Source organism: Acinetobacter sp. D009 (assembly GCF_038562025.1).
GTDB lineage: Bacteria > Pseudomonadota > Gammaproteobacteria > Pseudomonadales > Moraxellaceae > Acinetobacter > Acinetobacter pittii.
Genome location: NZ_CP151886.1, coordinates 1,897,340 through 1,922,165, shown reverse-complemented (window position 1 = coordinate 1,922,165; position 24,826 = coordinate 1,897,340). Strand labels below are relative to the sequence as shown.

Annotated in this window: 23 protein-coding genes; 17 read left to right on the top strand and 6 right to left on the bottom strand. The window is 36.8% G+C overall.

Annotation, left to right across the window (positions count from 1 at the left end; all coding sequences use genetic code 11):
- Positions 1–92: 92 nt before the first annotated feature.
- Complete coding sequence (locus AAC388_RS09095; protein WP_005069251.1) at positions 93–494, top strand: transcriptional repressor; 402 nt, start codon at positions 93–95, stop codon at positions 492–494.
- A 68-nt stretch (positions 495–562) separates the two neighbouring features.
- Here AAC388_RS09095 and AAC388_RS09090 read toward each other — a convergent pair whose 3' ends face one another.
- Positions 563–2,344, bottom strand: coding sequence for a bifunctional metallophosphatase/5'-nucleotidase (locus tag AAC388_RS09090; RefSeq protein WP_342371549.1), 1,782 nt, complete (start codon positions 2,342–2,344; stop codon positions 563–565).
- Between the two features lie 248 nt (positions 2,345–2,592).
- Here AAC388_RS09090 and pqqA point away from each other — a divergent pair, with 248 nt between their 5' ends.
- The 8 genes from pqqA (at position 2,593) to AAC388_RS09050 (ending at position 8,168) form a co-directional block, all read left to right on the top strand.
- On the top strand, positions 2,593–2,667 hold the full coding sequence (gene pqqA / locus AAC388_RS09085) for a pyrroloquinoline quinone precursor peptide PqqA (protein WP_001982218.1): 75 nt from the start codon (positions 2,593–2,595) through the stop codon (positions 2,665–2,667).
- A gap of 74 nt (positions 2,668–2,741) precedes the next feature.
- Entirely contained in the window at positions 2,742–3,653 is a 912-nt protein-coding gene (gene pqqB, locus AAC388_RS09080) for a pyrroloquinoline quinone biosynthesis protein PqqB (RefSeq protein WP_199984274.1), read from the top strand.
- 8 nt (positions 3,654–3,661) lie between these two features.
- Positions 3,662–4,420 carry a pyrroloquinoline-quinone synthase PqqC gene (gene pqqC, locus AAC388_RS09075; protein ID WP_002113690.1) on the top strand — a complete coding sequence of 253 codons (759 nt, stop codon included), beginning with the start codon at positions 3,662–3,664 and terminating at the stop codon, positions 4,418–4,420.
- Entirely contained in the window at positions 4,417–4,701 is a 285-nt protein-coding gene (gene pqqD, locus AAC388_RS09070; RefSeq protein ID WP_004792407.1) for a pyrroloquinoline quinone biosynthesis peptide chaperone PqqD, read from the top strand. The genes pqqC and pqqD overlap by 4 nt, the downstream gene beginning before the upstream one ends.
- On the top strand, positions 4,698–5,852 hold the full coding sequence (gene pqqE / locus AAC388_RS09065; RefSeq protein ID WP_284090855.1) for a pyrroloquinoline quinone biosynthesis protein PqqE: 1,155 nt from the start codon (positions 4,698–4,700) through the stop codon (positions 5,850–5,852). Before pqqD ends, pqqE begins: the two co-directional genes overlap by 4 nt.
- An 18-nt stretch (positions 5,853–5,870) precedes the next feature.
- Positions 5,871–6,923, top strand: a complete 1,053-nt coding sequence (locus AAC388_RS09060) for a dipeptidase (protein WP_342371548.1) — start codon at positions 5,871–5,873, stop codon at positions 6,921–6,923.
- Between the two features lie 579 nt (positions 6,924–7,502).
- Positions 7,503–7,679 carry a hypothetical protein gene (locus AAC388_RS09055; RefSeq protein ID WP_342371547.1) on the top strand — a complete coding sequence of 59 codons (177 nt, stop codon included), beginning with the start codon at positions 7,503–7,505 and terminating at the stop codon, positions 7,677–7,679.
- 252 nt (positions 7,680–7,931) lie between these two features.
- Positions 7,932–8,168: a hypothetical protein gene (locus AAC388_RS09050; RefSeq protein WP_342371546.1), complete on the top strand. Its 237-nt coding sequence runs from the start codon at positions 7,932–7,934 to the stop codon at positions 8,166–8,168.
- Between the two features lie 80 nt (positions 8,169–8,248).
- Here AAC388_RS09050 and AAC388_RS09045 read toward each other — a convergent pair whose 3' ends face one another.
- Together AAC388_RS09045 and AAC388_RS09040 are read right to left on the bottom strand one after the other, a co-directional pair.
- Positions 8,249–11,356, bottom strand: coding sequence for an efflux RND transporter permease subunit (locus AAC388_RS09045; RefSeq protein WP_342371545.1), 3,108 nt, complete (start codon positions 11,354–11,356; stop codon positions 8,249–8,251).
- Positions 11,353–12,519, bottom strand: coding sequence for an efflux RND transporter periplasmic adaptor subunit (locus tag AAC388_RS09040; RefSeq protein ID WP_342371544.1), 1,167 nt, complete (start codon positions 12,517–12,519; stop codon positions 11,353–11,355). Before AAC388_RS09040 ends, AAC388_RS09045 begins: the two co-directional genes overlap by 4 nt.
- A 143-nt stretch (positions 12,520–12,662) precedes the next feature.
- On the opposite strand from AAC388_RS09040, the gene adeR reads away from it, so the two are divergent.
- The 3 genes from adeR (at position 12,663) to AAC388_RS09025 (ending at position 15,155) form a co-directional block, all read left to right on the top strand.
- Positions 12,663–13,394: an efflux system response regulator transcription factor AdeR gene (gene adeR / locus AAC388_RS09035; protein WP_060465637.1), complete on the top strand. Its 732-nt coding sequence runs from the start codon at positions 12,663–12,665 to the stop codon at positions 13,392–13,394.
- Positions 13,384–14,448 (top strand): two-component sensor histidine kinase AdeS, encoded by a 1,065-nt coding sequence (gene adeS, locus AAC388_RS09030; RefSeq protein ID WP_086399033.1) that lies wholly within the window; start codon positions 13,384–13,386, stop codon positions 14,446–14,448. The genes adeR and adeS overlap by 11 nt, the downstream gene beginning before the upstream one ends.
- A 119-nt stretch (positions 14,449–14,567) precedes the next feature.
- Positions 14,568–15,155, top strand: a complete 588-nt coding sequence (locus tag AAC388_RS09025) for a DNA glycosylase (protein WP_017386949.1) — start codon at positions 14,568–14,570, stop codon at positions 15,153–15,155.
- Positions 15,156–15,172: 17 nt separating this feature from the next.
- On the opposite strand, the gene AAC388_RS09020 is transcribed toward AAC388_RS09025, so the two are convergent.
- Complete coding sequence (locus AAC388_RS09020; protein ID WP_017403222.1) at positions 15,173–16,762, bottom strand: phospholipase D family protein; 1,590 nt, start codon at positions 16,760–16,762, stop codon at positions 15,173–15,175.
- A gap of 188 nt (positions 16,763–16,950) precedes the next feature.
- Here AAC388_RS09020 and AAC388_RS09015 point away from each other — a divergent pair, with 188 nt between their 5' ends.
- The 3 genes from AAC388_RS09015 to AAC388_RS09005 all read left to right on the top strand — a co-directional run bounded on the left by AAC388_RS09015 (position 16,951) and on the right by AAC388_RS09005 (position 19,167).
- Positions 16,951–17,385 carry a GFA family protein gene (locus AAC388_RS09015; protein WP_081309288.1) on the top strand — a complete coding sequence of 145 codons (435 nt, stop codon included), beginning with the start codon at positions 16,951–16,953 and terminating at the stop codon, positions 17,383–17,385.
- A gap of 188 nt (positions 17,386–17,573) precedes the next feature.
- On the top strand, positions 17,574–18,029 hold the full coding sequence (locus AAC388_RS09010) for a hypothetical protein (RefSeq protein WP_032063031.1): 456 nt from the start codon (positions 17,574–17,576) through the stop codon (positions 18,027–18,029).
- Positions 18,030–18,861: 832 nt separating this feature from the next.
- Entirely contained in the window at positions 18,862–19,167 is a 306-nt protein-coding gene (locus AAC388_RS09005) for a hypothetical protein (protein ID WP_342371543.1), read from the top strand.
- 65 nt (positions 19,168–19,232) lie between these two features.
- Here the strand turns inward: AAC388_RS09005 and AAC388_RS09000 are convergent, their stop codons facing one another.
- Entirely contained in the window at positions 19,233–20,390 is a 1,158-nt protein-coding gene (locus AAC388_RS09000; RefSeq protein ID WP_342371542.1) for a catalase family protein, read from the bottom strand.
- A 183-nt stretch (positions 20,391–20,573) separates the two neighbouring features.
- On the opposite strand from AAC388_RS09000, the gene AAC388_RS08995 reads away from it, so the two are divergent.
- A complete protein-coding gene (locus AAC388_RS08995) occupies positions 20,574–22,445 on the top strand; it encodes a phage capsid protein (protein ID WP_342371541.1) in 1,872 nt (623 codons plus the stop codon).
- A gap of 228 nt (positions 22,446–22,673) precedes the next feature.
- On the top strand, positions 22,674–23,783 hold the full coding sequence (locus tag AAC388_RS08990; RefSeq protein WP_262729749.1) for an S-(hydroxymethyl)glutathione dehydrogenase/class III alcohol dehydrogenase: 1,110 nt from the start codon (positions 22,674–22,676) through the stop codon (positions 23,781–23,783).
- A gap of 56 nt (positions 23,784–23,839) precedes the next feature.
- On the opposite strand, the gene AAC388_RS08985 is transcribed toward AAC388_RS08990, so the two are convergent.
- Positions 23,840–24,814, bottom strand: a complete 975-nt coding sequence (locus AAC388_RS08985) for a DUF4882 family protein (RefSeq protein WP_342371540.1) — start codon at positions 24,812–24,814, stop codon at positions 23,840–23,842.
- Positions 24,815–24,826: the final 12 nt, after the last annotated feature.

Here is a 24,826-nt window from a genome sequence, read left to right as displayed (position 1 = left end):
TACATCAAATCATTTCCATAATTTTCAAGTAAGTATAGACAAAATAATTTTAAAAAATTTCTATATTTTTTCAACATTAAGGTTAATTAATCATGACAGCAACTTCAAAATCATTATTAAATGGACTACCAATAAAAAAATCGAGAATACAGGTTTTTGAAATTTTAAATCAAAATCCACAAGGCTTAAGTGCTGTGAGTATTTATACGCAAATTAAAAATGAACATAAAATAACGCTAGGAACGATTTATCGAATCTTGTCAGAATTTGAAAACCGTAAACTCATCAAAAGAGTATTTCTAGGAAAAAGCAAAAGTATTTATAAGCTTAGAAAAGACAAGATGAGTTGTAACCTTATTTCGCTCAAAACCTCTGAAGCCTTGAACTTTGAACATGACAAAGTTAAAGAATTACTTCATGAGGTTACTGATATTATTTTTGCAAATACCGGAGTCGATATCAGTAGTGTTGAGCTCAATCTATATACCGAATAAAAATCTTTTAAACTGCCATAAAAAATAAAGGACAGCATCATACTGTCCTTTGATTCTCATTAAATCAGTTACTTAATAACTTTAATTCGAGTCGTAGCTGGAATAGTTAAAGGTGAATTGTTAGCAACATAAGTTTCAAGAGCATCAATATCTTGACCACCACCGACACGGTTTTGGCCTTCTTTTAATACCGTAAAGTTGTCACCACCATCTGCCAAGAAGCTATTTACCGTCACGCGATACACTTTAGTGTCAACTAACGGAGAACCAGCAACCATGATGTTACTTGCTCGTGGTGAAACAGATGTATTTGCCGCATATTGGTAACTCAACTCTTTAGATGGCTGTAAAATTCTAGGTGAATTTGCATTTGCACCAGACCATTGCTGTTCAAGCACATCTCTAATCTGTTTACCGGTTAAGCTCAACGTCACAATAGAGTTACCGAATGGTTGAACCGCAAAAACATCGCCAAAGGTAATCTGGTTACTACTATTAATAAGTAGATCAGCACGCACACCGCCTGGATTCATTAGCGTAAAGTCTGAGCCTTGATTACTTGCTTTTAAGGCAGCCGCTTGCTGAGCATCGGCAATCATAATACCTAGCGGACTTTCACCACTTTCGACCTGAGTACGGCTCACAACGGCAGTAGATGTACCAACCACACGACTTGAAATGGTGGTCACAGCTTGGCGGTATTTATCTAAGATTGCTTCAATGCTTGGGGTTTTGTTAAATTTTTGATAGAGATCGGTAAGGCTTACCGTGGTTGTACCGGATGTATATGCTTCACTTTGTACAGGAACCTGTTTCGCATCTTTTTTAATGACATCACCAGTTTTACCATCTAATTCAATCTTGATGTCAGTAATGAGCGTGCCATATTGTCCAGCTGAAGTAAGTAAGAATGGTTTAGCCGGATTTTTTGTTGCATAGTCACAAATATAAGATTGATGTGTGTGACCTGAAACAACAATATCAACTGCTGGATTAAGCTTATCCAAAATTCCTAAAATCGGACCACTTAAACCATCACATGTTTTTTGATTGAGCTTCGTACTTGGCGCTGCACCTTCATGGACAACGACTACAATAGCTTCAATTCCTTGTTTTTTTAATTCAGGAATCAACGCATTTACTGTATCTGCTTCATCACGGAATTCAACGTCTTTAATGCCTGCCGCAGAAACAATACTTGGCGTCGCTTTAAGAGTTAAACCAATAAATGCGACTGGAATTCCACCATAACTTTTGACTTTATAGGCTGGGAAGATCGTTTTACTGGTGTCATTTTTCATTGCGACGTTAGCAGCAAGGAAATCAAATTTTGCACCGCTAAAGTTTTTATTAATTTGACAAGGTGCAGTGCTGGTATATTGCTGACATCCACCATTTTTTAAACGGCGTAATTCGTCTGTACCCCGATCAAATTCATGGTTACCCACAGCATTAAAGTCAATTTGAATATCATTCATGACTTCAATGGTTGGTTCATCTAAAAATAAAGAAGAGGTGAGAGGAGAGGCGCTAATTAAATCACCTGCCGAAACCACAGCATTATTTGGATTTTCTGCTTTAAGTTTTTTAATTGCATCGGCAAAGTAACTCACTCCTCCCACAGGAATACGAACAGATTGAGCAGCATCATTTGGATTTGGTGCCTCGACATAACGCTTAGGTGGCTCAAGATTTCCATGAAAGTCATTAAAAGCTAAAATATTTACGGTTTGATTGCTTCTTTGGGCAGGTGGTGCTGTGTCATTATCATCATCGTCATTACATCCCGCCAATAATGCTACAGCCAGAGAAAGTGTTGTTACTTTAAAAAGTATTGTTAAATTTTTCATTTTTTTATCATTTGATCAATTAAGACGGATAAAAAATACGCTTTTAGTATGAATGTTTGATGAAAGACCCAATAAGTAAATATGTTCGAAATATTAAAATTTGGACAAAAAACACAATTATCGAACAATATCTTAGCTAGGGGTGGTCTACAAACCCAATTTTTTTATTTAGAATAAATTTTTAATTGCCTTATAAATCTTAATCAAGTGATTCATTTCATAAGATTAATATGAACCGGAGATAATTTATGCAATGGACTAAACCAGCTTTTACTGATTTACGCATTGGTTTTGAAGTTACAATGTACTTTGAAGCACGTTAATCAGTTTCATCAAATATGTCATAAGCCCTAGTCTTGTTCTAGGGCTTATCTCTTTCTAATAAGATATTAATTTTATGTATATTTATGTTTTAGGTTCAGCTGCCGGAGGCGGGTTTCCGCAGTGGAATTGTAATTGCCCGAATTGTCATGGTGTGCGCACAGGTACAATCCAAGCCAAAGCCCGTACTCAATCATCGATTGCTGTTTCTGAAAATGGAACAGACTGGGTTTTATTAAACGCGTCACCTGACATCCGTCAGCAACTCTTCGAATTTAAAGCAGCGCAACCAGCGCGTAAATTGCGTGATACAGGAATAACAAGCGTTATTTTAATGGACAGTCAGTTAGACCATACCACTGGGCTTTTAACCTTACGTGAAGGTTGCCCAATGAATGTATGGTGTACAGCAATGGTCCACCAAGATTTAACGAGCGGCTTTCCAGTATTTAATATGCTCAAACACTGGAATGGCGGTCTTCAATATAATGAAATTAATCCTAAACAAGCCTTTAAAATTGATGGTTTCGAAAATTTAGAATTTTTGCCTTTAATTATTAAAAGTGCAGCTCCACCATATTCACCGCATCGAAATGACCCACATGACGGCGACAATATCGCTTTAATTATCAAAGATCATAAAACACAAAAGCAGTTATTCTATGCACCGGGTCTTGGAAAAATTGACGATCAAATCATGCAGATTATGCAGAGTTCAGACTGCGTCATGATTGATGGTACGCTTTGGACAGACGATGAAATGCAACAAACAGGGGTTGGAACTAAAACTGGCCGTGAAATGGGGCATTTATATATTAGTGGTGAAGGTGGTTCACTGTCTTATTTAAACCAGCTGAGTACACCTAAAAAAGTGCTGATTCATATTAACAATACCAATCCAATTTTAAATGAAAACTCTAGTCAGTTTGCTGAGCTTAAAGCAAATGGTGTAGAAGTTGCCTATGATGGCATGCAGATTGAACTCTAAGGTGAAACATGACTCAAACACCTGAAGCTTTAACGACTGAACAATTCAAACAAGCCATTATCGATAAAGGCCAGTATTATCATATCTATCACCCATTTCACGTGATGATGTATGAAGGTAAAGCCACCCAGCAACAAATTCAGGCTTGGGTTGCAAACCGATATTACTATCAAATTAATATTCCGCTTAAAGATGCGGCGATTATGGCAAATTGCCCTGATCAACGAGTCCGTCAAGAATGGATTCAACGCATGATCGATCAAGATGGTGAATATCCAGATGGCGGTGGTCGGGAAGCATGGCTACGGTTAGCTGAAGCTGTGGGCTTGAGTCGTGAACAAGTTATTTCTGAAGAGTTAGTTTTACCGGGCGTTCGCTTCGCGGTAGATGCTTATGTAAACTTTGCACGCCGTGCTTCATGGCGTGAAGCAGCAAGCAGCTCTTTAACTGAACTTTTTGCTCCACAAATTCATCAATCAAGACTTGATTCATGGCCACAACATTACCCATGGATTGATGATAAAGGCTATGAGTATTTTCGTTCTCGTTTGAGTCAGGCACGCCGTGACGTTGAACATGGTCTAACGATTACGCTTGATTCATTTACAACTTTTGAGCAACAAGAACGAATGCTTGAAATATTGCAGTTTAAGCTGGATATTTTATGGAGCATTTTAGATGCTTTAACTTTGGCATATGTTCACAATGAAGCACCGTATCACAGCGTGACAAGCAAACGAGTTTGGCACAAAGGACTATTTAAATGAATAAAGAGCAGTTTGATTTAAACCTTGTGCCGACATGGCGACAAGGTTACCGTTTTCAGTTCGAGCCAGCTCAAAATGGTTTTGTGATTTTATATCCTGAAGGCATGATCAAGTTAAATGAAAGTGCAGGAGCAATCGGGCAATATATTGATGGGCAGCAAAATGTTTCTGCAATTATTGCTCAGTTAAAGCAAAAATTTGGTGATATTGCTGAGATTGATCAGGATGTAGTGGATTACATGCTGGTCGCAAAGCAGCAACACTGGATTGATTTAGTATGACAGAAGGTGTTGGTCTACCTTTATGGTTATTAGCGGAGTTAACTTATCGTTGTCCGCTACAGTGCCCATATTGCTCAAACCCCTTGGACTATGCTCAGCATAAAAATGAGCTAACCACCCAAGAGTGGTTTGACGTTTTTGATCAGGCACGTCAAATGGGTGCTGTTCAACTGGGTTTTTCTGGCGGTGAACCACTGGTACGTCAGGATTTAGAAAAACTCGTTGCACATGCTCATCAACAAGGGTTTTATACTAACTTGATTACCTCGGGTATGGGCCTTACCGAACAACGTATTGCGGATCTAAAACAAGCGGGCCTAGACCACATTCAAGTGAGCTTTCAAGCTAGCGATCCTGTGGTGAATGATGCCTTGGCAGGTTCAAAACATGCTTTTGAACAAAAATATGAAATGTGCCGACTGGTTAAAAAATATGATTACCCGATGGTGCTTAACTTTGTTATTCATCGACATAACATTGACCAGATTGAACAAATCATTGAACTTTGCCTTGAGCTCAATGCAGACACAGTTGAGTTGGCAATTTGTCAGTTTTATGGATGGGCTTTTCTAAACCGCCAAGGTTTATTACCCACACAAGAGCAACTGACACGAGCTGAACGGATTACCAATGAATATCGAGAAAAATTAAAAGCGCAAAATCACCCTTGCAAACTCATTTTTGTAGTGCCTGATTATTATGAAGAACGACCAAAAGCCTGTATGAATGGCTGGGGTAAAATCTTCTTTACGGTTGCTCCAGATGGTATGGCGCTACCTTGCCATGCAGCACGACAACTGCCCATTTCGTTTCCGAATGTCCGCGAACATAAATTGTCAGATATTTGGTACAAATCAACTGGATTTAATCATTTCCGTGGCGATGCGTGGATGCCAGAAGGGTGCCGTAGCTGTCCCGATAAAGATCGTGACTTTGCCGGATGTCGTTGTCAGGCCTATATGTTGACTGGAGATGCGGCTAATGCCGATCCTGTATGTGGGAAATCGCCGTATCATCAAATGATTGAACAAGCACGGGCAGAAAGTCAGTTGGTTGCACCTCTACAAAATTTAGTCTTCCGTAATAGTAGAAACTCTAAATCTTTAAGCGCCACACAAAATATTCCAGTCCACACAATTACAGATATATAGCAATTAACAGGAATACTTATGAAGCCTTGCCATATTCCAGTTTTTGATGGACATAATGACGCATTAACACGTTTATGGCTAAGTGACCATCCAGATCCTGTACATGCTTTTATTCATGAACGTTTAGTAGGCCATCTTGATTTAAAACGCTGTCAAGAAGCTGGTTTTATTGGTGGAATGTTTGCGATTTTTTTACCGCCATATAGCTATGTGCAACAGCATCATTCCAATAAATTATTTGATCCGAATGCTTCTGATTTTACGCAACAGCAAATTGAACAAATTTGCTTGGAACAACTTGATTTAGCTCACCAACTTGCTCAGTATTCTAAAAATATTAAAATTTGCACCTCGGTTCAAGATATTCAAGATTGCAGAGCAGAGAAAAAGCTAGCAATTGTATTGCATATGGAAGGTGCAGAAGCTTTACAACAAAATCTTGATTTACTCGATGTATTTTATGAAAGAGGCTTGCGTAGTATTGGCCCACTCTGGAATAGACCTAGCCGCTTTGGACATGGTTTAAATGCTAAGTTTCCGCACTCACCTGACACTGGAGCAGGTCTCACGAGTGATGGCAAAGACTTTATAAAACGCTGTGCCAATAAAAAGATGGTGATTGATGTTTCACATATGAATGAGAAAGCTTTTTGGAATACTGTAGATATATTGCAGCAGCCAATTGTAGCAACACACTCTAATTCACATGCTTTATGCCCTCAAGCTCGCAACTTAACTGACCCACAGCTTAAAGCAATACGCGAAAGTAAAGGGATGGTAGGGGTAAATTTCGATGTCGCTTTTTTACGGTCGGATGGACAACGCAATGCAGATACATCGATTGATGTAATTTTGGAACATTTAGAATATTTAATGGATCATTTGGGCGAAGAACATGTAGGTTTTGGTTCGGACTTTGACGGTGCACTTATTGGCAATGAACTTGAAGATGTAACGGGCCTACATCGCTTAATTGAACGTATGCAACAGCGTGGTTATTCTAAAACACTGATTGAAAATATATGTATTAATAATTGGGTGAGGGTGCTTTATAGAATTTTTGGTCAATAATGAATGACTAAACAGAGTTAATCTACAGAACCATAACTATTTTTTTATTGGCCGAAATGACTAAAAAAAATACAAATAGTTTAATTGTCAACCATTCGGTATATTCACTACACTCAACCTTACTGAATGTAAGAACATTTGGTATTTCAGGTCTTTTGTGGTTTTCACATCACCCATTTCTTTATGAGAAGTAGAAATGGGTTTTTTCTTATTTTAATTAAATAAACGTGACAATCATCACAATAATCACTAATTATTGGTAAAATACCTCAATCCCATCTTGACTAAAAGTTCTGCATTAAATACATTTGTAATGTATTTTTAAAGATAATAAGATTGCCTAAAGCGATTCATAATACTGCTTAATCCTGAAATACAGTGAAAAGCCTATTCTTTTTTAGAATAGGCTTTTTGCTTTGTATCAAAATTTATTTTTCGGGATGATTTTACTCTTTAATTAACATAAAAAATAAACACCTTACAAAAGCGGCGCAAATGAAAGCCGTTAAATAACAAATTTTGTGCTATTAATTTAAGTTAATTTCTCAAAAGTTACTCCGTTAATCGAAGAGGTGCAAAATGTTAAAGTCAATTATAGTATTGGGAACAGGTATCGCGATTGGGATGTGTATGTACAAGAAAAAGCAGAAAAATAGCAAAAGCTTTACCACAGATAGTGATACAGACTCATTGATTAGTAAAGACACTGCTGAAAATAAAGATGATGGTTCGCTGGATAACGCAGTACAAGTTTAGAATTAAATAAAAAGGGTTCAGTTAATGAACCCTTTAATTTTGATTAAAAGTAAATTTTTTAATAAGTAATATTTACATTGAATAGATTAACTTAAAAATAATATTTAAATTAAATAATCACTCAACTATTCATTTAATTATTACAAAAATATGATTAGAACAAAGAAAACACTTTCATTATTAAAATTTACATACTGTATCAGTGGAGTCTTTATTATTGTCGATGCGGATAATAAAAAAATGGAGACTAGTATGTCAAAACGCCATATCTTAAAAGAAGTGAATGCTAAAAGTATGTGTGGTATGGAAATCGTTGTCGAACAAATTTATGAAAATATCAATGAAAAAAACTTTGTAGACGTTGAACTGGAACAGAGCTGGTTACCACTTTCTAAAATTGTGATTTCGGATAAAGTCATCAATTTAGATCCAGATAATACCTTTGCTCATCCAAGAACAGGTAAAGTCTTTAAAGTCCTTAATTCTTAATCGTTTTCCTGTCAGTAGACTTTTCATATTTCTAAGTCATTGAGGCGAAACATAGATACGTTTTGCCTCAATGTATTTAACTAAGAATTAATTTTCTTTTTTGAAAATAGTTTCTCTGCGGCTCCCAACACAAAAATAAAGAACACGGGAACAAAAAAGATGGCCAAGATGGTGGCAGATATCATACCTCCAAATACCCCTGTACCTAATGCATGCTGAGTTTCCGAACTTGCTCCGGTTGCAATGACCAATGGGATAACACCACAAGTAAAGGCAAGGGAAGTCATCAAAATTGGGCGGAGGCGTAACTTTGCTGCTGCAACGGCTGCTTCAATTAAAGTCATGCCTTCTTCTTTGAGCATCTTTGCGAACTCAACAATTAAAATCGCATTTTTGGCAGATAAACCAATAATAGTGATGAGACCAATTTTGAAGAAAATATCGTTTGGCATTCCTCTTAATATAATGGCTAATATTGCACCAAAGATTCCTAAGGGAACAACAAGCATGACAGATAATGGAATTGACCAACTTTCATAAAGTGCAGCTAGAACTAAAAACACGACTAACATTGATAAAGCAATAAGGAATACCATTTGAGATTCAGATTGCTTTTCTTGTAGTGAAATACCTGTCCACTCATAACCAATACCTTGAGGAAGTTTAGCAATTAGCTTTTCCATTTCTCGCATCGCATCACCTGAAGATACCCCTATGTTAGGCACTCCAGCGATACTTAATGATGGTCGGCCATTGTAGCGGTTATATTGCTGTGGCAACTTATTCCACTGAGGAATCACGACCTCAGATAAAGACACCAGTTGTCCGTTTGCGCCTGCAACCTTCAAGTTCAAAATATCTTTTAAATGCATTCGTGATTTTGCATTGGCTTGAACAATAACTTGCTGCATTCTGCCTTGATTTGGAAAATCATTGATATACATCGATCCCATTGAAGTCGAAATAATATCCGAAACAGAAGCAAAGCTAACTCCTAGAGTGTTTAATTTCTCGCGGTCGATTTTCAAGCTAATATTGTCACCTTGAGGTAAACCTTCTGGGTAAACCATGTAAAACTTTTTGTTTTGTGCCGCCATTTCCATAAGCTTTTCTTGGGCCGAAATTAAAGCAGGCATTCCTAAATTTGCTTTGTCTTGTAAACGCAAACTAAAGCCTGAAGATGTACCCAATTCATCAATTGCTGGAGGAAGTACAGACATAGTTGTACCTTCTTTACTATTTGCCATTTCTGCATTTATGAAGTTGGTATAGTCAGTAGTAGATTTATCACGCTCACCAAAATCTTTTAAGGTTGTAAAAGCGAGTGCAACGTTTTGGCCAGCGCCACTAAAACCCCAACCCATAATTGAAATATTGCTTTTAACATCCGACTGCTCATTTAAATGGCCTTCAAAATCTTTCACAATTTTTGTCGTACGTTCAGCAGTCGCATCTGAAGGTAATTGGAACGACGTTAAAAACCAGCCTTGATCTTCCTCGGGCATAAAAGCAGTTGGCCAATATTTCATACCTGCAAAAGTTAAACCTGTAATCACCACAAAAATAATTAAAGTCGGAATAGTATGTTTAACGACTTTAAGTAAAATCGCTTCATATTTTTTTGTGACTTTATCAAAGCTACGATCAAACCATGCATAAAAACCTTTCTTTTGATGATTTGCATCAACTGGTTTTAATAAGGTTGCACAAAGTGCAGGGGTGAGTGTTAAAGCTAAAAATGCCGAGAATAAAATTGAGACTGACATCGTAATGGTAAATTGGCGGTAAATAATACCGACCGAACCACTTGCTAAAGCCATGGGTAAAAATACGGCTGCCAACACCAAGGTAATACCAATAATCGGGCTGGTAATCTCTGTCATGGCTTTGGAAGTCGCTTCTTTAGGAGATAGACCTTCGGTTGCCATAATTCGTTCTACATTCTCAACGACTACAATCGCGTCATCGACGATAATCCCGATCGCAAGCACCATGCCGAACATGGTTAATACATTAATTGAGTAACCAGTTAAAAGCATGATGGTAAATGTGCCAAGCAGGGCAATTGGAGCGACAATGGCAGGAATTAAGGTATAGCGAACATTATGAAGAAATAGATACATCACAATGAAGACCAAAACCATGGCTTCAATTAATGTATGAACTACCTTTTCTATCGAAATTTTAACAAAAGGTGCAGTATCGTAAGGAACGCTAAATTGCATGCCTTCAGGTAAATTTACTTTTAGTTCTTCGAGTTTCTGTTTTACCGCATCTGCTGTTTTTACTGCATTCGCACCAGGGCTCAACTGAATGGCCGCAGCTGTTGCAGGTTTACCATTTTCTAAAATCGCAAAATTATATGACTGAGCTCCCATTTCTACATCGGCTACATCCGACAGCTTAATAGTGGCACCACTAATATTGCTCTTTAGACTAATATTTTTGAACTGCTCTACATTTTCAAGCTGTCCCTGAGCGGATAAAGGTATGGTAATTAATTGACCATTAACTAGAGGGCGATCACCAAGTCGTCCTGGTGCAATATCGATATTATTGTTACGAATCGCATTATTTACATCACTAATCGATAGACCATAAGAAACTAATTTATTTGGATCTACCCAAATTCGCATCGCTTTTTCGGCACCAAAAGACTGAATTTTTCCGACACCTTCAACACGTTTAAGCTCTTCGACCACATTACGAACCAGATAATCGCTCAAATCGACTTCTGAATAACGATGGTTGGGTGAATTTAACCCCACAAGCATTAAGAAACCTGAGGACGATGCCTCTACAGCTAAGCCTTGTTGACGGACGACTTGGGGTAAGCGTGCTTCAACCGCTTTAATTTTGTTTTGTACGTCGACTTGTGCCATATCCACATCGGTACCGGGTTTAAATGTCGCGGTAATTTCAGCGGTTCCTGACGAATCCGTTGTAGCACTATAGTAGAGTAAGTTTTTTACTCCTGACATTTCGCGTTCAATGAGGGTAATCACACTATCATTAATCGTTTTTGGAGTAGCGCCAGGATAACTTGCTGTAATGTTCACTTCGGGTGGCGCAACACTCGGAAAGCGTGCAATAGGTAACTTTGGAATACTCAGTACACCAAATAGAATAATAAAAATTGCAATTACCCATGCAAAAACAGGACGGCGAATAAAGAATTGAGACATCATTTAGCATCTCCTTGCTTCACCGTATTTTTTGTTGAGGCTGCTTTCCATGCTGAAATTGCCAGTTTTTGGTTGGGTTGGATACGCTCTATGCCTTCAACAACAACTTTTTCGCCTGCTTTCAGCCCTTTATTGATGAGATAAAACTGCTCATATTGTTGCCCTAATTCTACTGAGCGAACATCTGCGCCACCTTTGGCATTCACTACATAAACTTGAGGATCGCCATTCATATTGCGCTGAATAGCTTGTTCTGGCACGAGTAAGGCCTGAGGAACCGAAGCACGCTCAATATTAACGCGGACATACATACCCGGCAGTAATTTTCTTTCAGGATTGGTCACTTCAATACGGATGGTGACATCCCCAGTTTCAGGGTCTACATTAATATCTTCAAACAGCATTTTTGCTGTAACGTTATAGGGCTGTCCCAAACTATTCAAAATCTGTACAGCTTTTTGATTGTTGGCAGATAACTCACCACTTTGAAGGGCCGCCTGTAGGCGCTCATATTCTCCAATAGACTGCTTTACATCGACATAAACGCGGTCAATTTGTTGAATGGTCGCCATAGTATTGCTATCAGCCTGACTAACCAAAGCGCCTTCGGTTATGAATGATTTACCAATACGCCCGGAAATCGGTGCTCGCACTGTCGCATACTGTAAATTAAGATTTTGACGAGCCAATAACGCTTTCATTTGAGCAACATCTGCAATCGCTTGTCGATATTGCGCTTCGACATTACTTACTTCTTGCTTACTAATCGCATTACTTGGTAAAAGTTGCTGGTAGCGCTCCAGTTGTATTTTTAGGCGGTTTACTTCTGCTTCAGCTTTATTTAAACCCGCTCGATTACTATTTACATCAGCCTCAAATGTTTCTGAGTTTATTTTGTATAGAGGTTGTCCAGCTTTAACTTCACTACCTTGAGCGAATAAAACTTTTTCGATAATACCGCCAACTTGAGGACGAATTTCGGCAGTTCTGAAAGCTTGAACACGCGCCGGTAGATTTTCACTAAAGTTAATAGACTGCGGTTGAATTGAAATAACGGTAACCTTAGCCGTAGATACTTGTGTTTGATCACTTACTTGTTCATTGCCACAGCCATGTAATACAAGACCGAAAGATAAAACGAATGGAACTAAAAAATGCTTTTGCACTTTTATAACACCTAATGGACTTCTAGATGCTGGCATTATTTTTGATGTGTGTGTAACCAAAATCACGAATATGTGGAAAAAGTGTGGAGATCTATCAAAAAATACGCGTATGATAAATCAAATTTTTCCCGCGTCTTATTGCTATGTTCGAGTCAACCTTTACGTTTAATTGTCAGGATAAGCTTATTCTTGTGGTAGAAGATGAGTATGATATTGGCGATATTATTGAACATTATCTTAAGCGTGAAGGTATGCGTGTTGTACGGGCCATGAATGGTAAGCAGGCAATTGAAATACACGCAGCGCAACCTATTGATCTGATGATTCTCGATATAAAAATGCCGGAACTGAGCGGGTGGGAAGTACTGAATAAAATTCGGCAAAAAGCAGCGACACCAGTCATTATGCTTACGGCTTTAGATCAAGAAATTGATAAAGTCATGGCTTTAAGAATTGGAGCAGACGACTTTGTCGTAAAACCCTTTAACCCAAATGAAGTGGTCGCACGTGTACAAGCAGTACTAAGACGTACTCAACAAAACCAGCAAACTCCTAACCGAAATCTGATTTATAAAAATATTGAGGTGAATACCGAAATTCATACTGCTTACATCCATTCGGGCGATCAAAAACAAACACTCAATTTAACTCTAACTGAGTACAAAATTTTATTACTGATGTTACCGCATCCTCATAAAGTCTTTACTCGTTCAGAGCTCATGAATCAGTGTCTACCAGATCGAGATGCATTAGAACGTACGGTCGATAGTCATGTCAGTAAGCTACGAAAGAAAATAGAAGATCTGGGTTTACGAAATATGCTCATCAATGTTCGTGGTGTAGGCTACAGGTTGGATCATCCACATGAAAAATAAAACGGGAATTAGTAAGCAACTGATTATTGCACTGAGCTTTACCAGCCTAAGTGTTACGCTGAGTTCGCTAATTTTAGGTTATGGCACCTACTATGTTGCAATTGAAGTAGGGCTTATATCTCTCGAAAAGCTGAAAGAAAGTGATGAGTTTTTCCACTATCTAGATGGTATATGGTTATTCGCCGTGCTTCTGTTTGGCACAGCATTATCAATTATTTTAGGCATCAAGCTTGCTCAACGTTTTATTGTGCCTATTAATCTATTAGCCGATGCAGCTAAGAAAATTAGTCATGGGGATTTAAGCGCACGAGTTGAAAAACCGATGCATAATTCTTCTGAAATTGGTGAGCTCATGGATAATTTTAATGATATGGCTCAAAAACTAGAGACTTCAGTTGAAAATGCTCATGTCTGGAATGCTGCAATTGCACATGAGTTAAGAACGCCAGTCACCATTTTGCAAGGTAGGTTGCAGGGGATTATTGATGGTGTTTTTGAAGCTGATCCTATTTTATTTAAAAACTTACTGAATCAAGTAGAAGGTCTTTCAAACCTAGTCGAAGATTTACGTACATTGAGTCTTTTTGAAAACCAACAGCTTAGACTTAACCTCGAAACGATTTGTTTTAATGAAACTGCTCATAAAGTCGTGCACATGTTTGAAGAAAAATTAGAAAAAGCTCAGCTTAAAGTCATTTTCGATATTGAAGCGCCAAAAGTTGAGTGTGATCAACGGCGAATTGAACAGATTTTAATTGCTTTACTGGATAACGCTACACGTTATGCAAATCCGGGAAAGTTAATTGTTTCAACGAGACAAGAACAAACTAACTGGATTCTTGAAATAGAAGATGAAGGACCTGGCATTTCAGCTGAGCATCGCAAAGATTTATTTAACCCTTTTTTCAGGTTAGAACAATCAAGAAATAAAGAGTTAGGCGGCACTGGGTTAGGTCTTTCGGTTGTACAAGCCCTTGTGATTGCCCATAAAGGTCAAGTCGATTATTTAAATCAACATTCACATAGTATTTTTAGAATAAGCATTCCCCAATAATGATCGCTTTTGTATAACCTTTAACGCTTTAATTAAGAGAAATTGCATTTCATGACTCGTGATTAACTAAAAAATAGGTTAATTTGTTTATAAAATTTTTAAGTAAATACTGATTTTTTATGATAATTGAGATAGAAACCCATCCACTTGAGCCATTTTTACCTGAGAATGCCCGTTTATTAATGCTAGGCAGTTTTCCACCACCACGTAATAAATGGAAGATGGATTTTTACTATCCGAATTTCCAAAATGATATGTGGCGTATTTTCGGTTTGATCTTTTTCCAAGACAAAACTTACTTTTTAAGTGAAAGCCAAAAAAATTTTAATGAAGAACGTATTCGAAACTTCTTGATTGAAACTGGTATTGCAATCTTTGATACCGCTTATCAAATTAAGCGGTTGAAAGGGAATGCCGCAGATAAATTTCTTGAAATAGTAACACCAACAGATCTTGCAGTTTTACTTCAGCAAATTCCTCTATGTCAAACCATTATGACCACAGGCGATAAAGCGACTGATACTTTAATTTCAGTTTTACCAGAGCACACCGAAAAACCGCTTATAGGAATGTCTACCTCGACTTACTTTGCAGGACGAAATATTAATTTATACCGTCTACCATCTTCTTCTAGAGCATATCCATTAGCGCTAGAGAAGAAAGCAGAGGCTTATCAAAAATTCTTTAAAGAGATTGGCATTTTATAAATAAACTTGAAATGCTGTTACATCATCCATTCAACTGGTAGATATGAAACAGCTTTAATCATGGTACGTTGGAAAAGGCTCGTATCTGGGTCTTTTTCATATTCAACAATCTTTCCATCCGACTGATAATCTAACCAAACAATTTTGCCTTCACTATTTAACTTAAGCTGGTAAGCAACTTGAGGTAAGTGCTGATCGAGCATGACTGAAATTTGCGCTTGTAATTGACTCGACTCAATAACCAGACCGACCTCAGTATTTAAGTAAGTCGAACGAGGATCAAAGTTAAACGAACCAATAAATACTTTACCGTCTACATCAAAAAACTTGGCATGTAAGCTCGATTTATTTTTACCTTTAGCAGGGATCACACTTCCAGTCACCACTTCATACCAAGTTCTGCGTCTGCGTTCTAAAAAGGGCTTAAACTCAAATAGTTCTACACCACTTTTAAGCATCTCAACTCGATATTGACTATAAAAGGCATGCACAATTGCTACATCATTTGCAGCAAATGAGTTGGTTAAAACCCTGACTTTAACACCTTGTACCTTGAGTTGCTTTAAATAGTAAGTGCCTTGTTGGGTAGGAACAAAATAAGCAGAAGCTAATTCGATATGCTGCTTTGGTTCACCCATAATCTTTAGGACTTGCCCATAAAGCATTTCTTCTTTAGCGGCCAGTCCTAAGATCTTTTTAGGTGAATCGGCAACAAAATATGCTTTTGACCACTGGATTGGATAGTGCTCTAAAAGTTCTTTTAAATAGCTTTGAGCATCGTAGAGTTTATCTTCGGTTTGAGTATGATTTTCACTTTCATGAATTAAATCATGGTAGTGCTGCCTTAGTGTTTGCAAATGGTGAACAGCACATGTTCCCACCAGCTCAGTAGCATTTTGACTTAAATCACTTTGCCAAAAATCATTAAAGACAGACTGTGCATGTTGTACGGTATGTCCATAAAATAAAATATCTAGATCTGTAAACTGAAATTTACTACTTGCATCAAAATACTCACTACTAATATTTCGACCGCCTGTTACCGCAATCACGCCATCTGCAATAATTAACTTATTATGCATGCGATGGTTTACTTTTTTGAACCGAAAAATATAGTCTAAAATTCTTAAATATCTAAACTTGTATGGATTAAACAATCGAATTTCAAAATTGGGGTGGTGGAGAAGGCTTCTAAGAACTCCATCCAGCTTTACTCCATTTTGATCATCAATAAGTAAGCGGATTTTTACGCCACGATCTGCCGCCGTTAGTAACTCGTGCAGCATTAAGTTTCCAACAAAATCATTGGTCCAAATATAATATTGTAAATCGATTTTTTCTTTTGCATTTCTAATTAGATACATACGAGAAGCGATACTGATAAAGGCATCATCTAATGCCACAAAAGCAGTCAGTCCTTGTTCTGTTTTTTTTGTAGCTTGCTCATCATTCAACCAATTAAAGCTATTCGTCACTATATCATTCTCATCAGGGTCGTATGTACCGTTATACGAAGGTGTATGTGTAAAGCCCCAAGCATTTAATGCCATACTACTATACTGCTGATAAATTTGATTAATCATGTAAGCTTTTAAAGTCGCATCCAAGATAAGCACATCACAGCATTTTTATATTCAATTTATATGTCAAAATTCATATTAAACGTTATAAATGCATTCTGCCAAGCCTCAACGCTAGCAATTCTTTATTTTTATAGAGATATATCTATTTAAAAATATAAAGTTAAATTTAACCCTTTTATGCCTAATGCTATATTCAACATTATTTTTTCAGGATACTTGAGATGAGTCACGTGGGTTCTTGTCTGTGCCATGAAGTCAAATTTTCAGTTACTAAGAAAATAAACACGGTCTATCACTGCCACTGTAGTCTCTGCCGTAAACAAACCGGAACCGGGGCAAACGCAGCAACATTAGTAAATAAGGATAAATTTGAGTGGTTATCAGGTTTAGAACTTGTCCGCACCTATAAAAAAGAAACAGGCTTCACATCTTCATTTTGTAGTCAATGTGGATCACCAGTACCTAACTTAGTAGGCACTACTGATTTTATGTGGATTCCATTAGGTTTATTAGACAAAGATATTGTTGTGCTAAAAAAGCTTAATTTTTGTATCGTTTCAAAGTCGAATTGGGTAAACACAGTAGATGCAGATGAATCTTACGATGAACTTCCAACTCTGAATGAACTAAACATATTGTTTGACTAAAGAATTTTTTAAAAATGAGACTTAGTTTGCATTAAATTTAATTTTTTCGGATGGTTATGCTTGCAGGTTTCACAAAAACACACTAATTACAATTGGCAGTACAACAATTACATTAGAAAACATGATATCTATCATACTTCCTTAAAGGGCTGAGTGAGTAGCTTAATAATAAAAGGGAGAAAATAGAGATGCCACAATATTTAATCATCGCTGAGAATGTATATAAAAAGATTGAGGACAAAAATTTATTTTCAGAAAGCTCGGCAGAACACTTAAATCAATTAGTTGGTGTAATTCGTAATGAAATTAAAGGCACCAAATTTAAACTTAAATACAATTTTATAGATTTTGAGGAATGCCTAACTAAGCCCTTAGAGGAGTGTGCCATTAAGTTAGACATGAGCCTTATGCCTAACTATAAAAATAAAGATGAATATATACTCTGGCTTGCAGGTTTTATTGAAAGAATTACAACAGGAGGTGAGGCAAAGCTTCCACCAATCTCAAAATTTATTCCTCCAGACTATAAGTTTAATTATGAGGAACCACCCAAAGTATCATCTTCTACACAAGATGGTGGAGAGATGATCATTAATTATTTCAAATCAGATGCATTTAATAAAATTATAAGCCAAGAAAAATAAGTACATAAAAAATATAGAAGTGATCGTCCACTACACTTCTATATCTCGCTGTAAATTCAGCAACCGCCTACTGGGGCGGTTTTTTAATTTTATCCACCTTATTCATAAAAAATATATTGTTATAACTTTTCACAAAAGTTTGCATAACGCACAGAATCAGTCTCATTGGCCTAAAAACAGATACAACCTTCAATGTTAATTTTAAATTTACTTAACTATCGTTTGGAGATAAGTATGTTCAAGGCTATGTTTTTCTTTAGTGCTGGTGCTGTTTTCGGATACTGCTGTAAACACAAGGAGGATAAAGCTAAAGAGGAAAACTCATCAAAATAAGCGAAGTGCATTCATAAAGAACTTACTAATGAGTTGGTTTTTTATAAGGAGGTGTCTATGCTCCATAACCTTAGACAGGTTTTCTGTATTCATGTCTGGGAATATGACTTTGATATTACTCATGACGAAATTAAAGAATGCAGAAAATGTGGGAAAATTCATAAAATCAAGAGTTTTCCCAAATTGACTTAAGATGTAAATTTTTACTTTTAGTCTTAAGTGAATATTAAAAATTAAATAGGCTCAAAATTTTAAATATTGAGCCTATTTAATATAAAATTTAATTAATTACACTTAAATGAGATTAAAGAATACCTACCAATTTAATCAGAATAAAACCCCAAATAAATCACATTTTAAAACAATAAAATAGTTATATTACACATAACTTATCAATAAAAATTAAAAATACAGAAACAATTTAATAAAAATTAAAAACTTATTTTTATAGCTTTCAACTTATACTTATATTTTACAAATAATTAATAAGGAGATAGAAATGCCAAAATACTTACTATTAGCAGAAAAAATTAATAAAAATATTAAAAGTTCTTATTCAAACAATCATTTTAGAAATTTAAATAATCTTATTGTAGAAATAAAAAAAGCTATTGCAGGCACTGAACTAAAGTTTTTATATAACTTTGTGAACTTCGAAGGTGTTGTTATTAGTGTAAAAAATGAACTTCCTATTAGGCTAGATATGAGTTTGATTCCAAAGCATAAAAGCGAAGATGACTTTATTTTATGGTTGGCAGATTTTATTGATCGAATCACTATCGATACAAGCAAAAATCTCTTTTGAAAGAAGCGATTGCAAACTCTCATCTTTAGAAAAATTTTTACACCAAACTACAATGGCTAAAGTATTTAAGGTTCTTGTCTAAGAGCTGAATTCATATCATGTCGAACTCTGCTGATATTTTCATAAATGACTTTACGCATTCGGTTTACTGCGCCTAATGGTCTATGCTCAGATAGGGCATGCCATGGTGTAAAAGACAGATTTTCACAAAACTTATTTTGCTCGGGTGTGTCAAAGTTCTGCTTGGGAATATGAATAGTTGCTACTTGATAGAAAGGAGCTGCTTTTTCATCCCATTCTGTCATTGAGTCCTCTACCAACATTTGATTTGAAGTTCGTGGTTGAATAAGAAATTCCATACAAGCATCTGTACTTTGCAAAGTTTTCTTTAAAGCTTCTCTTAAAAAATCATGACTAGGATTCTTGGGTAGATTGTTTGGCTGCATTGAACAAGCACGTACTGAATATTTAACTGCTTGTCGATCATTGCCAAGTCCTAACTGATAGGGAACCATAGACCAATAACGTGCGTATAATGGATTTGCAATTTGTGAATTACGTGCTCCAAGAGCATTCATTGTTCCCTTAAAACCTAACGCAAATGGAATGTGAAGTTTTCTGACCATATTATGGCTATTCACGTCATTCATAAAAGAAAGATATCGTTTAGCATCATTCGCAAAAAAGACTGGATGATTAATCATAATAAAATCTTGAGTAGTTGCTTGCTTTTCACTTTCTAAAATTTTCTGTCCAGACACACCTAAAATTTTTATTGCTATGCCACGTGCATCTTTTTTAATGTCGGCATTAGAGGCATCATTTGAAGCATTAGAAAATCGAATCCATGCTTGATAACTTCGATCTGGAATAAACATTCCTTTAGCAAACTGGGCAGGTATATTTTTTGAGACATGAAAATCGGCACGAACACAACCATGCGCCTTAGGATGTGCATCACGTAAAGCATTTCCAGCCGTATACTGTTCCCGAATTGACTTTTCAATGACTTGAGCTATGTTTTGAGCGAGCAACTCTTCGTTAGGCTGTATCTTTTCTCCTAATGCTGTGTCGATCTCTGGATAAGCGTTACTTTCCGAAAAGCTCTTTGCAGTTGACGTTGTGTTGGAATATACAGTTTCAGTACAACCTGATAATGCAAATACAAGAGGAGTAAATAAAAACAAACCTTTAAAATTTATAGGCTGTATAAAAGTTGCCATTTATTAACTCCTCAGTGTAAAAATATTTTAGGATAATATTAAGATTTCATGTTTAATTTTATTTTGAACTTTATGAAAAATATAAACTGTAAATAATTTAAACGTCATTGTTACTTATCTGAACAATAAAATAGGAATTATTATTTAATATAAAACCTCTTAATACATTAAGAGAATGTAGACATGATAACTAACTCACAAAATGTACAAAATAATACTAATACATCACCTCGCCCAATCACTCAGAATACACTTATTGATCGGTTTAGCCCTATTTATTGGAGAATAGACGGCCCGCAAACGATGTCTTTCGCCATTACGAACTATGGAAATGGTTTTGAAGCATCTTTTAGATCACGTATGACAAATGATTTGGTAGGAATTACTTGGGATTCTTATGACACTAAAGATCATAAATTTTTAGCGTATCAAACCAAATATAGCTATGCAGGGGTGGTTTGGGACTTCGATATTGAGCTATCTGCCACGATGCCAGTGCTTAACAATCCAAGTTTAACGCCCACTTTAACGGTGTACTACAATGAAAATGGCGTAAATAAAATTGCATATATTGTTCTATTTAATTACGCAAATAATCCTTCCTCGCGAACGGCGCATATTCGTATTAATTGGGATACAGTAAAATCAGGCTTCTCTGCTACAGATAGCTTTCCGGTAACCAATATTCAGCGAATCTCATTTTCTGGCTTTACCAGTGACTATAATGGTCAAACCGCTATACCATTAAGTCAACCAAAAGATGGCTACATTCGCCTCACTAACTCCGTTGTAACTGGAACAAATGCAAAGTTAAATTTGAGCCGTGTAGTTGTGCCACAGCATAATTATGGCATCTGCACCAGCTATGATGACCACTATGACTTAAACCCGCAACGCCTAGTCAACAATATGGTCGCTTTGGGATACCAGGGTTTCGTTAACCACTATTGTGGAATGTCGCATTATCCAGAAATGACATGGAAAAGCGATATTAATAAATGGCAAATACCTGATACGTTGGTGACAGGCGAGGCGGTCGTTAACTCATGCACTCGTAAATGGCATGAGAAATATGCTCAGGCTTTGCATAGTGCCAGTTTGCAACCCATTTTTGGGGTCAGCTTTGAAATGTATTCCTTGGGCGCCAATGAATATTGGGCACAGCGTGACTGGAACAGTAATTTAGGTAAAACAGGCTACCAACCACCGAGCTATTTTTTTAGTTTAAGTCACCAGAATGCTTTGGCATATCTACATAAAGTCTTTATTGAGTTTGCAGATGCAATGGTAGTGGGTGGATGCGATGTAAATATGCAGATTGGTGAACCTTGGTGGTGGTATAACACTGACACCAATCTACCTTGTGTGTATGACTACCCAACAAAATTGGCTTTTAATGCAGATACAGGATTATATGCACCAGATTTGGGAACAATCTATGAGGCAATGAATAAAACAGGAACGCCTTATGATGAGTTTAAAACATGGCTTAGAAATAAATTAGGACAAACCTGTCAAAACATTCGTACTGTGATCAAAGCAAAATATTCCAGTGCCAAAGTTAGTCCGCTCATTTTCTTTCCTTCCATTCAGTCCCCAATTCAGACATTAGCTACTTATATTAACTATCCAAGCCAACATTATTCATATCCTAATTTTGATTACATGATGACAGAAGCTTATGACTGGTTGCTAGAAGCTCGCTTAGACTTGGCACATCAGGCAGTTTCCCAAATACCTATACAAGGGTTAGGCTACCCTGCCAATAAAGTCATTTATTTATCTGGTTTTGTTCCCGATGCCTCTATTGCTTATATCTATGGTTTTGATAAAACTAAGCCATATCGAACACCTATTTGGCAACGAATTTTTGGTGACATGAAAAACAATGTTTCTTTAGGGTTAATGAAGCAATTTATCTGGGCATATCCACAAGTTATGTATGATTCAATTACGATTGATACCACTCAAGCCCCAAATGGCTTCTTTATTGAAAATACGCTTTACTCACCAATTAGTGATAACACACCATATCCACCAGATATTTACCTCTAAGTAAAAATAAGCTGCTTATAAGATAATGATTTGATAAGAAACCTCTTCAAGTAAGAGGTTTTCTACTTTTTTGAATGTAGGCTTGCTTAGATGTATTTGACTGGCTATGCTGTGATAGATTGTCATGAAAGCCAATTTTAATTTAAGCAAAATTAAGCTCTTGTATTATCAATATATAATCTATTTTGCTCGACTATAAATACCGAATGATTTAAAGGAAACCCAAAGATGAAATCTCGTGCAGCTGTCGCCTTTGCCCCAGGAAAACCTTTAGAAATTGTTGAAGTTGATGTTGCACCACCTCAAGCGGGTGAAGTTTTAATAAAAATTACCCATACAGGGGTATGTCATACCGATGCTTTTACATTATCTGGCGATGACCCAGAAGGTGTTTTTCCTGCTATCTTAGGTCATGAAGGCGCAGGTGTTGTGGTTGAAGTAGGTGAGGGCGTAACAAGCGTTCAACCAGGTGATCACGTGATTCCACTTTACACGGCTGAATGTAAAGAATGCTTATTCTGTAAATCTGGAAAAACCAACTTGTGTGTTGCGGTACGTGCTACTCAAGGTAAAGGTGTAATGCCAGATGGCACCACACGTTTTTCATATAACGGCGAACCAATTTACCACTACATGGGCTGCTCAACCTTTAGTGAATATACGGTAGTTGCAGAAGTCTCTTTGGCTAAAATCAATCCTGAAGCGAATCACGAACAAGTTTGTTTACTTGGATGTGGTGTGACAACTGGTATTGGCGCCGTGCATAACACAGCAAAAGTACAAAAAGGTGATTCTGTTGCTGTATTTGGTCTAGGCGGTATTGGTTTGGCGGTTGTACAAGGTGCACGTCAAGCTAAAGCAGGGCGCATTATTGTCGTAGATACAAACCCAGATAAATTTGAACTTGCTAAGCAGTTTGGTGCTACTGATTTCTTAAATCCAAAAGATTATGACCAACCGATTCAGCAAGTGATTGTAGAAATGACAGGCTGGGGTGTAGATCATTCATTTGAATGTATTGGCAACGTCAATGTTATGCGCTCGGCTCTAGAATGTGCACATCGTGGCTGGGGGCAATCTGTTATTATTGGTGTAGCTGGTGCAGGCCAAGAAATTTCGACACGCCCATTCCAGTTAGTGACGGGCCGTAAGTGGTTGGGTACTGCTTTTGGTGGGGTAAAAGGTCGTACACAACTTCCTAAAATGGTCGAAGATGCTATGAAAGGTGAGATTCAACTTGAGCCTTTTGTAACGCATACAATGCCTCTACAAGACATTAATACTGCTTTTGATTTAATGCATGAAGGTAAATCAATTCGTACTGTCATTCATTTCTAAATGAAAGAAAAAAGGGCTGTGATTCAGCCCTTCTTTATGACTTATAGTTTTATATCTTAAATTACATTACCACACATGTCAGTGGTACCCTGAGGGTAGTTAAACTGTAGCGCATTACGGTCAGTAATCAGTTCGTTCGACAACTCTTGTCCAAATAATTGTTCGGCATCTATTGATATATCACTTGAAACAAAAAAGCGTATATTCTCAAGTGGCGCAGGCAAAGTAGATTTATATCCTTGATCAACACCATTTATAATAAAGCCAACTTGCTTAGTGTTCTGATTAATATAAATACCTAATCTTTGGTATCCATTTGCATTATTTGTCATGTTTTGACCTTTAGAATATCGACTGTCAGGGCCAGTCTCATCACTAAGTCGGTAAGCTACAGAATAGCTTAATCTAGCAGGATTCTCACCAAAATCTGGATCATAAGTACCCATATTAAACCTAAAATTGGATCTGACTGTATAGCCATTATTTGTTACACCATTAAAACCAATGCCAGAAGAGTAATAAGCAGAATTACCAAGTGATGACCTCCCAAGAGCTGAGGTTGGGATCTTAAGCTCTATTTCAAATGCAATAATACCTGTGTGAGGTATTATTAAATCACCAATGTCATTAGTAGAATTAAGACTAGCTTTACTTCTAGCTACATACTCTACAGTACCATACTCATTTTCTGGCATAGGCTCTACTTTAAGACTAAATTTTTGGCCAATTATTAATGGGAATATTTTAATTGGCCAATAGTCAGTATGTTCATTGTTCCAGAGATCATAATCTTCTTGAGTCGCATCAAAATTATATTTACAGACTGGGGCAGAGGAATTAAGGGCGGTAGTTTTAGCCAAGAGGGTTTGAGACGCTAACTTTTCATTCTTTGTAGTGGACGAAATGCTTTTAGATGCTACTTTTTGGCTAGATTCATTCTGCGATACGGTAGTCGTATTATCAGAAGATACCTCATACATTGCCCAACATAATGTAATTGCACTAACAGCAACTATACCTATTTTTTTCATAAATATTCCTAT